Origin of the sequence: Pseudomonas sp. H11T01 (genome assembly GCF_048515765.1) — a bacterium.
In the GTDB taxonomy this organism is placed as follows: Bacteria; Pseudomonadota; Gammaproteobacteria; order Pseudomonadales; family Pseudomonadaceae; genus Aquipseudomonas.
Genome location: NZ_JBLYED010000017.1, coordinates 84,825 through 98,572, shown reverse-complemented (window position 1 = coordinate 98,572; position 13,748 = coordinate 84,825). Strand labels below are relative to the sequence as shown.

11 protein-coding genes and 1 pseudogene are annotated in these 13,748 nt (G+C 59.1%); 6 read left to right on the top strand and 6 right to left on the bottom strand.

All coding sequences use genetic code 11. The features are described from left to right. Positions 1 to 73 precede the first annotated feature (73 nt). On the top strand, positions 74 to 256 hold the full coding sequence (locus tag ACN1C3_RS22095) for a hypothetical protein (RefSeq protein ID WP_419117875.1): 183 nt from the start codon (positions 74 to 76) through the stop codon (positions 254 to 256). On the opposite strand, the gene ACN1C3_RS22090 is transcribed toward ACN1C3_RS22095, so the two are convergent. The 5 genes and pseudogenes from ACN1C3_RS22090 to ACN1C3_RS22070 form a co-directional block, all read right to left on the bottom strand. Then, a complete protein-coding gene (locus ACN1C3_RS22090; protein WP_419117874.1) occupies positions 243 to 1,238 on the bottom strand; it encodes a lysylphosphatidylglycerol synthase transmembrane domain-containing protein in 996 nt (331 codons plus the stop codon). The genes ACN1C3_RS22095 and ACN1C3_RS22090 overlap by 14 nt on opposite strands. After that, positions 1,235 to 1,999, bottom strand: coding sequence for a DUF2334 domain-containing protein (locus ACN1C3_RS22085; protein ID WP_419117873.1), 765 nt, complete (start codon positions 1,997 to 1,999; stop codon positions 1,235 to 1,237). The genes ACN1C3_RS22090 and ACN1C3_RS22085 overlap by 4 nt, the downstream gene beginning before the upstream one ends. Positions 2,000 to 2,003: 4 nt before the next feature. Beyond that, positions 2,004 to 3,125: a glycosyltransferase family 4 protein gene (locus ACN1C3_RS22080; RefSeq protein ID WP_419117872.1), complete on the bottom strand. Its 1,122-nt coding sequence runs from the start codon at positions 3,123 to 3,125 to the stop codon at positions 2,004 to 2,006. A gap of 230 nt (positions 3,126 to 3,355) precedes the next feature. Beyond that, complete coding sequence (locus ACN1C3_RS22075; protein ID WP_419117923.1) at positions 3,356 to 4,120, bottom strand: methyl-accepting chemotaxis protein; 765 nt, start codon at positions 4,118 to 4,120, stop codon at positions 3,356 to 3,358. A gap of 93 nt (positions 4,121 to 4,213) precedes the next feature. Further along, a pseudogene (locus tag ACN1C3_RS22070) lies at positions 4,214 to 5,245 on the bottom strand (cache domain-containing protein); the annotation flags it as partial. A gap of 194 nt (positions 5,246 to 5,439) precedes the next feature. On the opposite strand from ACN1C3_RS22070, the gene ACN1C3_RS22065 reads away from it, so the two are divergent. Then, positions 5,440 to 6,927, top strand: coding sequence for a helicase HerA-like domain-containing protein (locus tag ACN1C3_RS22065; protein ID WP_419117922.1), 1,488 nt, complete (start codon positions 5,440 to 5,442; stop codon positions 6,925 to 6,927). Positions 6,928 to 7,087: 160 nt separating this feature from the next. Here the strand turns inward: ACN1C3_RS22065 and ACN1C3_RS22060 are convergent, their stop codons facing one another. Next, on the bottom strand, positions 7,088 to 7,543 hold the full coding sequence (locus tag ACN1C3_RS22060) for a DUF721 domain-containing protein (RefSeq protein ID WP_419117871.1): 456 nt from the start codon (positions 7,541 to 7,543) through the stop codon (positions 7,088 to 7,090). A gap of 306 nt (positions 7,544 to 7,849) precedes the next feature. Here ACN1C3_RS22060 and secA point away from each other — a divergent pair, with 306 nt between their 5' ends. The 4 genes from secA to ACN1C3_RS22040 all read left to right on the top strand — a co-directional run bounded on the left by secA (position 7,850) and on the right by ACN1C3_RS22040 (position 13,635). Continuing rightward, positions 7,850 to 10,591, top strand: coding sequence for a preprotein translocase subunit SecA (gene secA, locus ACN1C3_RS22055; RefSeq protein ID WP_419117870.1), 2,742 nt, complete (start codon positions 7,850 to 7,852; stop codon positions 10,589 to 10,591). Between the two features lie 140 nt (positions 10,592 to 10,731). Continuing rightward, positions 10,732 to 11,949: a bifunctional glutamate N-acetyltransferase/amino-acid acetyltransferase ArgJ gene (gene argJ / locus ACN1C3_RS22050; RefSeq protein ID WP_419117869.1), complete on the top strand. Its 1,218-nt coding sequence runs from the start codon at positions 10,732 to 10,734 to the stop codon at positions 11,947 to 11,949. 112 nt (positions 11,950 to 12,061) lie between these two features. After that, a complete protein-coding gene (locus ACN1C3_RS22045; protein WP_419117868.1) occupies positions 12,062 to 12,694 on the top strand; it encodes a glutathione S-transferase family protein in 633 nt (210 codons plus the stop codon). Further along, positions 12,691 to 13,635, top strand: a complete 945-nt coding sequence (locus tag ACN1C3_RS22040; RefSeq protein WP_419117867.1) for a Nudix family hydrolase — start codon at positions 12,691 to 12,693, stop codon at positions 13,633 to 13,635. The genes ACN1C3_RS22045 and ACN1C3_RS22040 overlap by 4 nt, the downstream gene beginning before the upstream one ends. Positions 13,636 to 13,748: the final 113 nt, after the last annotated feature.

The following is a 13,748-nucleotide window of genomic DNA, read 5'->3' as shown; positions in this document are numbered from 1 at the left end:
CCCACGCTCTGCGTGGGAATGCCGCCCTGGACGCTCTGCGTCCGCTGTCGGGGGTGACATAGAGGATATGAACATGGCTGATCCACTGGATAAAGCGACGTCCAAGGCTCCGGCGACATTAGGCGAGGGCTGCCTGAGCCGCTATGACCCGGATGATCTGAGCCCGGAAGACGGCACTGAGTTTCCCGGCGCCGCCGAGTTGTGGGAGCAATTACAGGAAAAACCGGCTACCGAGCCTGCCTCTAAGCCTGTTTGAGTTTCATCAGCTTGTTCAACAACGGTCGTCCGACCATCAGCAAAAACACCGGCCCACCTGCCAGCAAGTAGAAGTAGTAGGTCACGGCCCGCCAGATCAGAATCGCTGCCGCCGCAGTCGACTTGCCGACCATGGGCGCCAATAGCGCCGCCGAGGTGAGCTCGGCCGCACCTGCGCCGCCGGGCAGCAGGCTGAATTGCCCGGCACTCAGCGAAAGCATCTGGATCAGAAAACTCCAGGCCCACTGCAAGTCCACGCCCAAGCCACGCAGGGCCAGATACAGCACGCTGTAGCGCAAGGCCCAATGCAGGCAGGTCAGGGCAAACACGCGGGCCAGTGTTTGCCACGGCAGTTTGAGGGTGGCGGTGAAGGCCGCCAGAAAGTGCAGCAGCTTACGCGCCCAGCGCCGCCGGGTGTGTGCCCTGACGTTCAGGCGTTTGAGCAGTCGGGCACTGAGGCGAATCAGCCAGCGGTGGTAGCGCGCCAGGATCAGGCAGCTGCAGAGCCCGCCAAACATCGAGATAGCGCTGAGGGTCAGCATCCATTCGATTCTCTGACTCAGATTCTGAAACAGTGAATAAAACAGAATCCCGACCAACGCACACAGAAAAAACAGCAAATCACTCAACTGATCCATGGCAAACACCGCACTGCCATGGGCCGGGCGCACGCCGTTGCGCGCCAGCAGAGCCATCAACGTCAACGGGCCGCCACTGCCGCCGGGCGTTGCGCACATGGCGAACTCGGTGGACATCACCACCCCAAGGCTTTTCAGACGTCCGAGCTGACCGCGCTGCTCCCCCAGTAACAGGCGCAGGCGAAATGAGTTCAGCACCCAGCACAGCACAATCATGCCGAGCATCGTCAGTAACAGGGCAAGCGGGAATCGCTGCACGCGCAGCCACATATCGCTGCCGCCCAGCAGCTGGGGAACCAGCACCGCCGCTAATAACGCGACGACTAGCCAGATTGCCCGGCTCATGCGGCGCTCCTTGTGAGTGTGGTGTGGGCTGCCAGCCAGTTGGCCTTGGTCATCGGCACGCGACCGTCAGCCAGCAAGCGTTTTAAGGTTTGCAGCCAGTAGTTCCGGGAAAATTCATGACGCATGTCCACCGGGTGCACGCCGAGGCGAATCACCGGAGCTTGCTGCCAACGCTGTTCGCATTGATCACTGAGCATCTTTGACAGACCACGGCGCCAGGCGCTGCGCGAACTCCAGACCAGTCCCGGTGCAGCAACCGGAGTGAAGTCCGGCAGGCGATAGAGATGCTGTGGATCACTGGTATAGCGCAACGGCAGTTGTCGCAACGCCTGACGCGTCCCCTCGCTCATCAGCCAGGCCGGAGCGACGAACCCTTCCAGCGGCCAGTTGTAGCGCAGGAACAGCTCGATTCCGGCGTGCAGGCGGGCGAGGGCGGCGTTTTGCGACAAACTGTAGAACTCACCCTCATGGGTATAAATCCGTCGCATGAACCAATCCCGCGGACTTGCTGGCGCGGGGCTGTCGTCGCAATGAAAGTAACCGTGCAGCGCCAGCTCATCGCCTTGGGCCAGGCGGCTGGTCAACAGACGACGGAACCCTGGATGGGCGTCTAGCGCGTTGTGTTTGTGGAAGTCGGGCACTACCAGCCAGGTTATTGGCACATTGCCCAATGCATCGACCGCTTCGACAAACGGCCGATAGTCCGCCCAGGTTTGCGGAGCAACGTCATGCAGGACCAGCAACACGCTGGGCATGCTCATCGCTTCAACCCTGAGCCAGCAACGGCTGCTGGCTGCCGAGCACAGCGTGGTAGTGCCCCAACAGGCTGCCCACCACCGCGTCCCAGGCGTAATGCTGTTCGACATGCTGTCGCGCCTGCTGACCCAGAATAGCGCTGCCGTAGGCGAACAGTTCCCGCACGGCATTGGCCATTGCCAACGGGTTGTCCGGGATACAGAGCAGGCCGCAGTCAGGTGTGACGATTTCATTGAACGCACCGGCGTCCACTGCAACCACCGGAATGCCGCTGGCCATGGCTTCGAGGATCACCAGGCCGAAGGTTTCCTGGTCGCCGGCGTGGAGCAGCGCATCGGAACTGGCCATCAACCGGGCAACCTGGTGAGCGGGGCAGAACTCATCGATCACAGTGACGTTGTCCTGTACCACGGCCGGCATGGAGGACCCGACCAGCAGCAGGTGATAGCGCTCACCGAGGTGTTTCATGCAATTGAGCAGCACCGGCAGGTTCTTTTCCTTGGAGCCGCGCCCGGCGAAGATCAATAGCCGGGTGTCTTCGCCAATACCGAGTTCAGCGCGCAAGCCCGGGTCGCGAGCGCTCGGGTTGAAGGTGTGCAGGTCCACGCCCAAGGGCTGTACATAAACGTTTTTCACCCCCAGACCGATCAGCTTGTCGGCCATGATCTGGCTGGGTGCCAATACCCGATCGAAATTGCCATATAACTTGCGGATATACGCCTCAACATTCGGCGTGCACCAGTTGCCCATACGGTTGCTCGCCAGCAGTGGCAGATCGGAGTGATAAAAGCCGATCACCGGCACATCAAGTTGACGGCGAGCATCGAGGGCGGCCCAAGCGGTGAGGTAAGGATCGCCGACTTCGATCAGATCGGGTTGCAAATCGCGCAGGACATTGCGCCAGGGGGCCAGACGCCAAGGGAAGCGGTAGCCTTTGCCGAAGGGGACGGCGGGAGCAGGGACTGTGTAAATACCGTCCTGCTCGCTCAGATACGCCCCGGGAATCAGCAGGCTGTGACGGATACCTGGATGAAGTCCCAGGCGACGATGTTTGGCATCCAGATAAGTGCGCACGCCACCGCTGGCAGGGGCGTAGAACATGGTTATGTCAGCGATATGCACGATGAGCATCCCTCCTTTCCGTTGTTCTCCTTAGGGTTGACCTTTATGAAGGATAGATGTTCGGCGCGGATTTGCGGGGGAGGTGTCAGGAAGAGGGGTAAGGGGCAGTCAGTTAACGAAAATCCATGCCCTGGCGATGAATTGTGGCGAGGGAGCAAGCCCCCTCGCCACAGGTTTTGTGCTCGACGCTAGAACCTGTGGGAGCCGGGCTTGCCCGCGAAGAGGCCGGTGAGACAGTGCTAGATCCGGAAACTGCCCACCAGTTGTTTCAAGCGTGAGGCCTGTTGTTCCAGGTCGGAACACGCGCGCAGGGTCGACTGCAGGTTTTCCACGCCTTCCTGATTGAGGGTGTTGATCTCGGTGATGTCCACGTTGATCGACTCGACTACGGCGGTCTGCTCTTCGGTCGCGGTGGCCACCGACTGGTTCATGCCGTCGATCTCGCCGATGCGCTGGGTCACGCTGTTTAGGCGCTCACCGGCGAGGTTGGCGATTTCCACGCTGTCGTGGCTGTGGCGCTGACTTTCGCCCATGGTGCTGACCGACTCGCGGGCGCCGACTTGCAGCTCTTCGATCATGGTCTGCACCTGTTGTGCCGATTCCTGGGTGCGATGAGCCAGGTTGCGCACCTCATCAGCCACTACCGCAAAACCGCGTCCGGCCTCTCCGGCCCGCGCTGCTTCAATGGCCGCGTTGAGCGCCAGCAGGTTGGTCTGTTGCGAGATGCTGGTGATCACTTCGAGAATCTGCCCGATGTTCACCGTCTTGCTATTGAGGGATTCAATGTTGGTGCTTGAAGCGCTCAGCATGGTGGACAGCTGATTCATTGCCTTGATGCTTCTGTCGACCACTTGCTGGCCGTCTTCGGCCAGGCTGCGGGCGTCGCTGGAATGTTGCGAGGCGAGGGCGGCGTTTTGGGCGATTTCCTGGGCAGCGGCGCCAAGCTGATTGATCGCTGCGGCGACGCTGCTGGTGCGTGTTGCTTGTTGGTCGGAGTTGAACATCGATGAGTTGGAAGCGCTGACCACGCGCAGGGCCACTTCGTTGACATGCTCGGTGGCCGAGGATACTTCACGAATCGAGGTGTGAATCCGCTCGACGAAGCGGTTGAACGCGGTGCCGAGGATGCCGAACTCGTCTTGAGTCTGGATGGTCAGGCGCTTGGTGAGGTCGCCTTCGCCGTCGGCAATGTCTTGCATCGCACGGGTCATTACATGCAGTGGCTGGAGCAGGATGCGAATCAGCATGCCGAGCAGGGCGATGATGATGACCACGGCAATAAGGGTGGCAACGATTGCCGATGTGCGGAATTTGCTGAGCGTCGCGTAGGCTTTGTCCTTGTCGACGGACAGACCGATGTACCAGTTGACCGAGGACAGGCCCTTGATCTGGGTGAACGTGACGATACGGGTTTTACCATTGACTTCAATTTCGCTGAGGTCTTTGCTCAGGCGCGGCGTGTTTTGCGGGTAGACGTCTTTGAGCGTCTTCATCACCAGCGCCTTGTCCGGGTGCACGAGGATTTTGCCGTCGGCACTGACCAGAAAGGCATATCCCATACCGCCGAAGTCCAGCGCGTTGATGCTGTCGGCAATCACCTGCAGGCTCAGATCGCCGCCCACTACGCCGATGTTCTGGCCGCCCTTGAGCACGCTGTTGACGATGGAAATCACCAATTGGCCGGAAGCCAGATCGACGTAAGGTTCGGTCAACGCCGAGCCGCTGCTGTTCTCTGCACTCTTGTACCAAGGGCGCGCGCGCGGGTCGTAGCCGTCCGGCATTTTGCTGTCCGGGCGAATGAGGAAGCTGCCGTCCTTGTTCCCTAGATAGGCGCCCATGAAGCTGGACGTCACGGCTTTTTGTTCAAGCAGATTGGCGACGTTTCCCATGTCCGGGTTGAGGGCAACGGACTGCGAAAGATTTTCGATCAATAAGCTGCGGCCGGCGAGCCAGGTCTGGATGTTCTTCGCAGTGACGGTGCCCATTTCCTGCAGGTAATTGTCCAGGTCCTGGCGAATCGCATTGCGCTGCAGATAGTCGTTGTACAGCGTGAAGGAGGCAAAAGCGGCAATAACGATCAGGGCGGCGGCAAGCAGGATTTTATGGCTGAAGCGCAGATTTTTGTTCATCACTTGTGGTGTCCGCTAAGGTCTTAATGTCCAGGGCGTGCTGTTATGAAAGCGCGCAAAATGGGCAAAGTTGAAAGTAAGCTGATATTTCCATCTCTCCTTAGGGAATTATCCGACCTAGATTTCAGTCTTTTCTGGTCTCTCGCTTTTCTATATCGACCATGCAGGGTTAAAGATTAACCATGGGTGACAAAATGCCTGACTCATCGCAACTCGTTATCGGTGCTGATCTTGAGGGACAACCGATTGCCCAGGCCATGCGCCTGGCGAACCGTCACGGGCTGGTGGCAGGCGCTACCGGTACCGGGAAAACGGTAACCTTGCAGCGGTTGGCCGAAGCCTTCAGTGATGCCGGTGTGGCGGTGTTTGCCGCCGATATCAAAGGTGATTTGTGCGGCCTGGGTGCCGCCGGCAACCCTCAGGGCAAAGTCGCTGAACGGATCGCCGGGATGCCTTGGCTCGATTACAAACCTCAGGCTTATCCGGTCACTCTGTGGGACATTCATGGTCAGTCCGGCCATCCATTGCGTACCACGTTGAGCGAAATGGGGCCGTTGCTGCTGGGCAGTCTGCTGGAACTCACCGACAGCCAGCAGTCCGCGCTGTATGCCGCGTTCAAAGTGGCCGACCGTGAAGGCCTGTTGCTGCTGGACCTCAAAGACCTCAAGGCACTGCTCAACCACCTTCGGGACAACCCTGAGTTATTGGGTGACGATGCGGCGCTGATGACTACTGGCTCCAGTCAGGCACTGTTGCGGCGCCTGGCAACACTTGAGCAGCAGGGCGCCGAAGCCTTGTTTGGTGAGCCGGCATTGCGACTGGAAGACATTCTTGCGCCTGCCAGTGATGGCCGCGGGCGGATTCATCTACTCGACGCCAGCCGTCTAGTGCATGAAGCCCCCAAGGTCTACGCGACCTTCCTGCTGTGGTTGCTGGCTGAGTTGTTCGAGCAACTGCCGGAACGCGGCGACGCGGAAAAGCCGCTGCTGGCGCTGTTCTTCGATGAAGCGCATTTGTTGTTCGCCGGAACACCCAAGGCCTTGCAGGACCGTTTGGAACAGGTCGTACGCTTGATCCGCTCCAAAGGGGTCGGCGTGTATTTTGTCACTCAGTCTCCGAGCGACTTGCCGGATGACGTTCTGGCTCAGTTGGGTTTGCGCATTCAGCATGGGCTGCGGGCTTTCACTGCCAAAGAACAGAAATCCCTTCGAGCGGTGGCCGAGGGTTTTCGTCCGAACCCGGCGTTCGATGCGTTGGCGGTACTGACGGAACTGGGCATTGGTGAAGCCTTGGTCGGCACCTTGCAGGACAAGGGCACGCCAGCCATGGTCCAGCGTGTGTTGGTGGCACCGCCGCAATCGCGCATCGGGCCTTTGAGCGACGCCGAGCGTGCGGCCTTGATTGCCAGCTCACCGTTGGTCGGACGTTATGACAAACCGATCGATCGTGAATCGGCCTATGAAGTATTGATGGGTCGCAAGGGACTTGCACCAGAACCCGAAGCGGCGCCAGGCAAACCGGTGACTGAAGAACCAAGCTTCACTGACAAGGCCGGTGAGTTTCTCGGCACGGCGGCCGGACAGGCGTTGAAGTCGGCCATGCGTCAGGCAGCCAATCAGTTGGGCCGGCAATTGGTCCGTGGTTTGATGGGCTCGTTGCTGGGCGGCAGCAAACGTCGCTGATGATCGCGGGGTGCTCGACACACCGCGGCGTTACCATCGCGAGCAAGCCCGCTCCCACATTAAATATGTGTTGTGCCACAAATTGGCGGCACACCATCAATCTAGTGTGGGAGCGGGCTTGCTCGCGATTGCGGTCTACTGGGCGCCGCAGGAGAATAATTCAGGTCCGCGGTTTGGCGTGGCTGGCCAGACGCTCCAGCGCGGCGCGCAGGTTGGGGTCGGTAATGCCGTCGGCGGTGGCCTGAATGGTCTCTGCGGCGCTTGTCGACAGGTCCATGGTGTGGCCGATTGCGCCTTGTTGCACGGTAGGCGGCTGAACCTTGAACAGAATGCGCGTCAGGCTGTTGAACTCGTCGAATACCTGCAGTTGACGTTGCAAACGTTTTTGCTGATAGCGCAACCGGGTCGCCCAATGACCGTCGGTGACGATCAACAGCAAACTGCCTTCGCGCCAGGAAGCCACGTGACAATGTTCGCGGGCAGCAGGCTGCAGCTGGCTTTCAAGCAAACGCTGTAAATGGGCCAAGCGTTGAGCGTGGCTGAATATAGCTTTTAAAGGCTTGGCTTCGCGAAGCAGGACGGCGGGTGCTCTGGCCGTAAGAGGGCGAAATGCCATGATCAGACACCTGAAGTAACAGAGCCGCCATGTTAGCAGAAAGCACTGAACACGCTTGGCCCATTGCTTTGCAGTCGGTTTACCCATTAAATCAACGAGTAACTTCTGCCGTGAACGGGTTGAAGTTCAGCAAAAAGCCCTTATTTTAAGTAGGCCCCGTCACAGCGCTGTGCCAGCATCGTGGAATAACGCCACTTTCCTCACCACCGTTTCCGGGTAGAATGCTCGTTCGCATGCGGCCATGAGGGCTGCTCGGGCGACTCACGGGGCCGCCCTCCATCCCTATGTGTGGAAGATCCTGCCGATATGTTTGCGCCTTTGTTAAAGAAACTTTTTGGAAGCAAGAACGAGCGCGAAGTCAAACGCATGCTCAAGACGGTACAGATCGTCAATGCCTTCGAAGAGCAAATGGTGGCTCTTTCGGATGAGCAACTGCGCGCCAAGACCGACGAGTTCAAGGCCCGCATAGCCAAAGGTGAGACCCTCGACAAGCTCCTCCCTGAAGCCTTTGCGGTTGCTCGTGAAGCCGGTAAGCGTGTCATGGGCATGCGCCACTTCGACGTGCAATTGATCGGCGGCATGACCCTGCATGAAGGTCAGATCGCAGAAATGCGTACCGGTGAAGGCAAGACCCTGGTGGCGACACTGGGTGTTTACCTGAACGCGCTGTCCGGCAAGGGCGTGCACGTTGTAACCGTGAACGACTACCTGGCTCGTCGTGACGCCAACTGGATGCGTCCGCTCTACGAATTCCTCGGTATGTCGGTCGGTGTGGTCACACCGTTCCAGCCGCCGGAAGAGAAGCGTGCTGCCTATGCCGCTGACATCACCTACGGCACCAACAACGAATTCGGTTTCGACTACCTGCGCGACAACATGGCTTTCAGCATGGAAGAAAAATTCCAGCGTGAGCTCAATTTTGCCGTAATCGACGAAGTCGACTCGATTCTGATCGACGAAGCCCGTACCCCGCTGATCATTTCCGGTCAGGCCGAAGACAGCTCAAAGCTCTATATCGAGATCAACAAGCTGATCCCGCAGCTTGAACTGCACATTGAAGAAGTGGAAGGCGAAGTCACCAAGGCTGGCCACTACACCGTCGACGAGAAAACCCGTCAGGTCGAGCTGAACGAAGCCGGTCACCAGTTCGTCGAAGAGATGCTGACCCGCATTGGCCTGCTGGCTGAAGGCGAGAGCCTGTACTCGGCACACAACCTGGGTCTGCTGACCCACGTTTATTCGGGTCTGCGTGCGCATAAACTGTTCCATCGCAACATCGAATATATCGTTCAGGACGGTCAGGTCATTCTGGTCGACGAACACACCGGTCGTACCATGCCGGGTCGTCGTCTGTCCGAAGGCCTGCACCAGGCTATCGAAGCCAAAGAAGGTCTGAACATCCAGGCCGAAAGCCAGACACTGGCCTCGACCACCTTCCAGAACTACTTCCGTCTGTACAACAAACTGTCCGGCATGACCGGTACGGCCGACACCGAAGCGTTCGAATTCCACCAGATCTACGGTCTGGCGGTGATGGTTATCCCGCCGAACAAACCGCTGGCGCGTAAAGACTACAACGACCTGGTGTTCCTGACCGCCGAAGAGAAGTACGCGGCCATCATCAATGACATCAAGGAATGCATGACCCAGGGCCGTCCGGTGCTGGTGGGTACTGCGACCATTGAAACGTCCGAGCACATGTCCAATCTGCTCCAGAAGGAAGGCATCGAACACAAGGTTCTGAACGCCAAGTTCCACGAAAAAGAAGCAGAAATCATCGCTCAGGCCGGTCGTCCGGGTGCGCTGACCATCGCGACCAACATGGCCGGTCGTGGTACTGACATTCTGTTGGGCGGCAACTGGGAAGTGGAAGTGGCTTCACTTGAAAGTCCAACGCCAGAGCAGATCGCGCAGATCAAAGCCGACTGGCAGAAACGCCACCAGCAAGTGCTCGAATCGGGCGGCTTGCAGGTCATCGCTTCCGAGCGTCACGAATCGCGCCGTATCGACAACCAGTTGCGCGGTCGTGCCGGTCGTCAGGGTGACGCTGGTTCCAGCCGTTTCTACCTGTCGCTTGAAGACAGTCTGATGCGCATCTTCGCCTCTGATCGGGTGAAGAACTTCATGAAAGCCCTGGGCATGCAGTCCGGCGAAGCGATCGAGCACCGCATGGTGACCAACGCGATCGAGAAGGCTCAGCGCAAGGTAGAAGGCCGCAACTTCGACATTCGTAAGCAACTGCTTGAGTTCGATGACGTCAACAACGAACAACGTAAAGTGATTTATCACATGCGTAACACTTTGTTGGCCGCCGACAACATCGGTGAAACCATCGCCGACTTCCGTCAGGACGTACTGAACGCTACCGTCAGCGCGCACATTCCGCCGCAGTCGCTGCCTGAGCAGTGGGATGTGGCCGGTCTGGAAGCCGCTCTGTCGAGCGACTTCGGTGTGAAACTGCCGATCCAGCAATGGCTCGACGAAGACGATCACCTCTACGAGGAGACGCTGCGCGAGAAGCTGATGGCCGAACTGCTGGCCGCCTACAACGAGAAAGAAGAGCAAGCGAGTGCCGAAGCACTGCGCACCTTCGAGAAACAAATCGTTCTGCGCGTGTTGGATGACCTGTGGAAAGACCATCTGTCGACTATGGATCACCTGCGTCACGGCATCCACTTGCGTGGTTATGCACAGAAGAACCCGAAGCAGGAGTACAAGCGCGAGTCCTTTACCTTGTTCTCCGAGTTGTTGGATTCGATCAAGCGCGACTCGATCCGTGTGTTGTCCCACGTTCAGGTTCGCCGCGAAGATCCGATCGAAGAAGAAGCCCGCCTGCGTCAGGAAGCCGAGTCTCTGGCTCAACGCATGCAGTTCGAACACGCCGAAGCGCCAGGTCTGGAGCATTCGCAAGCTTTGGACGAGGGCATGGATCTCGATGTCGCCCTTGCCGCCGCGCCGGTTCGCAATGAGCAGAAGTTGGGTCGTAACGAGCTCTGCTACTGCGGCTCGGGCAAAAAGTTCAAACATTGCCACGGTCAGATCAACTAAGATTTTCGCCCTGTACTGAAATACCCGCGCCGCGACCGGCATCAGCCGTCGCGGCGTTTTTCCATTTGAAACACTGTCCTTCGTGACGACAGTGTTGGCATCACATACTGTGCTGACATCACATTAAGAGGAGCGTATTCATGGCTGTTGGTCTTGGTCCTTTGCCAACGTTGCACCCGGTTGCCGGTTTTGAACTCGGTATCGCTTCGGCTGGCATCAAGCGCCCGGGGCGCAAGGATGTCGTGGTCATGCGCTGTGCTGAAGGCTCTACGGTCGCCGGCGTATTCACCTTGAACGCGTTTTGCGCAGCTCCGGTGATCCTGGCCAAACAACGTGTACAAGGTCCTGTGCGTTACCTGCTGACCAATACCGGCAATGCCAACGCTGGTACCGGTGCCCCAGGCTTGGCCGCCGCTGAGCGTACTTGCGCCAAACTGGCCGAGTTGACCGGTGTCGATGCCAGTCTCGTGCTGCCGTACTCCACTGGCGTGATTGGCGAGCCGCTGCCGGTCGAGAAAATCGAAGGCGCGTTGCAGGCGGCCCTCGACGACTTGTCCGTGGACAACTGGGCTGCGGCCGCCACCGGTATCATGACCACCGATACCCTGCCAAAAGGCGCGAGCCGGCAGTTTCAGCATGATGGCGTGACTATTACCGTTACCGGTATCAGCAAAGGCGCCGGGATGATCCGCCCGAACATGGCGACCATGCTCGGTTACATCGCTACCGATGCCAAAGTCTCCCGCGACGTGCTGCAGAACCTGCTGCTGGATGGCGCCAATAAGTCGTTCAACCGCATCACCATCGATGGCGATACCTCGACCAACGATTGCTGCATGCTGATCGCCACCGGCAAGGCTGATCTGCCGCAAATCACCGAGGCGAGCGGTCCGCTGTTCGCCGCGCTGAAGCAGGCGGTGTTCGAAGTCTGCATGGAAGTGGCTCAGGCCATCGTCCGTGACGGCGAGGGCGCGACCAAGTTCGTCACGGTTGAAGTGAACGGCGGTGGTAACCACCAGGAATGCCTGGACGTCGGTTACACCGTGGCCCACTCGCCGCTGATCAAAACCGCGTTGTTCGCGTCCGATCCTAACTGGGGCCGCATTCTCGCCGCTGTCGGCCGTGCCGGCGTCCCGGATCTGGACGTCAGCAAAATCGACGTGTTCCTGGGCGACGTGTGCATCGCCAGCCGTGGTGCTCGTGCAGCGACCTACACCGAAGCGCAGGGCGCGGCAGTGATGCAGCAGGAAGAGATCACCATTCGTATCGAGTTGGGCCGTGGCGATTGCAGTGAAACCATCTGGACCACCGACCTGTCCCACGAATACGTGAAGATCAACGCCGAATACCGTACGTAACCACGATCTCGCCAGCACCCGTTCCCCCTGTGGGAGCGGGCTTGCTCGCGATGACGGACGACCAGACGCTAAAAAAGGCTGACCCGTTCCCCTCACGAAAAGGCGCCCGAACATGAGCTTCCACCTGATCATCGGCGACAAACTCTATTCCTCCTGGTCCTTGCGCGGCGCCTTGGCGCTGGAACTGGCCGGAGCGACCTACACCGAAGAACTGATCAAACTGAACCAGCCTGATACCCATCAGTTGGTCCTCAAGCATTCGCCGACCGGCAAAGTCCCTTTACTGAAAACCGAGCACGGCACCATTGCCGATTCGCTGGCGATTGCCGAGTACCTGGTCGAGCGTTTCCCCGAGGCCGATTTGTGGCCGCGCGACATCGCCGCTCGTGCTCAGGCGCGTTCCGCTTGCGCGCAAATGCACAGCGGTTTCTTCGGGATGCGCGGCAACATGCCGTTCGACCTGAGTCGCGATGCACCGCTGTCGCCGATGCCGTCTGAAGTGCAGGCTGATATCGAACGCATGCTGGCACTCTGGGCTGAATGCCGTGCGGCGGCCACCGAGCCAGGGCCTTTCCTGTTTGGTCGGGTCAGTCTGGCGGACGCCTTTTTTGCGCCGATTGCCGTGCGATTGCGGACCTATCAGGTGGCGTTGCCGGCGATCGATGCGGCGTATGTCGAAACGATTTACCAATGGCCAGCGTTCAAGGCCTGGCAGAAGGCTGGTTTAGAGGAAATAGTGCGGTGAAACGAGTACATGTGGCTGCGGCCGTTATCCGTGATACCAATGGCAAGATCCTGATCGCCCGGCGTGCCGACACTCAGCATCAAGGCGGCCTTTGGGAGTTTCCCGGCGGCAAGGTCGAGGCAGATGAAACCGTGGAGACGGCCCTTGCCCGTGAGCTGCAGGAAGAGTTGGGCATTGTTGTCAGCGCAGCTCGACCGTTGATCAAAGTGCAGCATGACTACCTGGACAAGCAGGTATTGCTGGATGTCTGGGAAGTCTCGGCCTTTACCGGCGAACCCCACGGAGCCGAAGGGCAACCTTTGGCGTGGGTGACTGCGCGTGAGTTGGCGGACTATGAGTTTCCGGCGGCCAACCAACCGATTGTCGCAGCTGCCCGTTTACCGGGCGAGTACTTGATTACCCCTGAGGGCCTGGAAACGCCAGCCTTGTTGCGCGGCATACAGAAAGCCATTGCCGGTGGCATCAAGCTGATTCAGCTGCGTGCACCGAACGGCTACGATCCGCAGTACCGCGACCTGGCGGTGGATGCCGCGGGTCTGTGTGCAGGCAAAGCGCAACTGATGCTCAAAGGTCCATTCGAGTGGCTGGGAGATTTCCCGTCTGCCGGTTGGCACGTGACTGCCGCGCAATTGCGCAAATACGCTAGCGCCGGTCGGCCGTTACCCGCGTCTCGTTGGCTGGCGGCTTCTTGCCATAATGCCGAGGAGCTGACCTTGGCTGAGCAGATGGGCGTGGATTTCGTCACGCTGTCGCCCGTTCAGCCCACGCAAACCCACCCGGATGGACAGCCGTTGGGTTGGGATATGGCGGCACAGTTGATCAGGGGCTTCAACAGACCAGTGTTTCTGCTGGGTGGTGTCGGCCCGGCCGAACGCCAGCGTGCATGGGAAACCGGTGCGCAGGGTGTGGCGGGGATTCGGGCGTTTTGGCCTGAGGCTTGATTCTGTGGTGTAGCCACAGATCGTTCCCACGCTCTGCGTGGGAATGCAGCCCATGACGCTCTGCGTCATATTCAAGAGCGGACGCGGAGCGTCCAGTGAGGCATTCCTTTGCT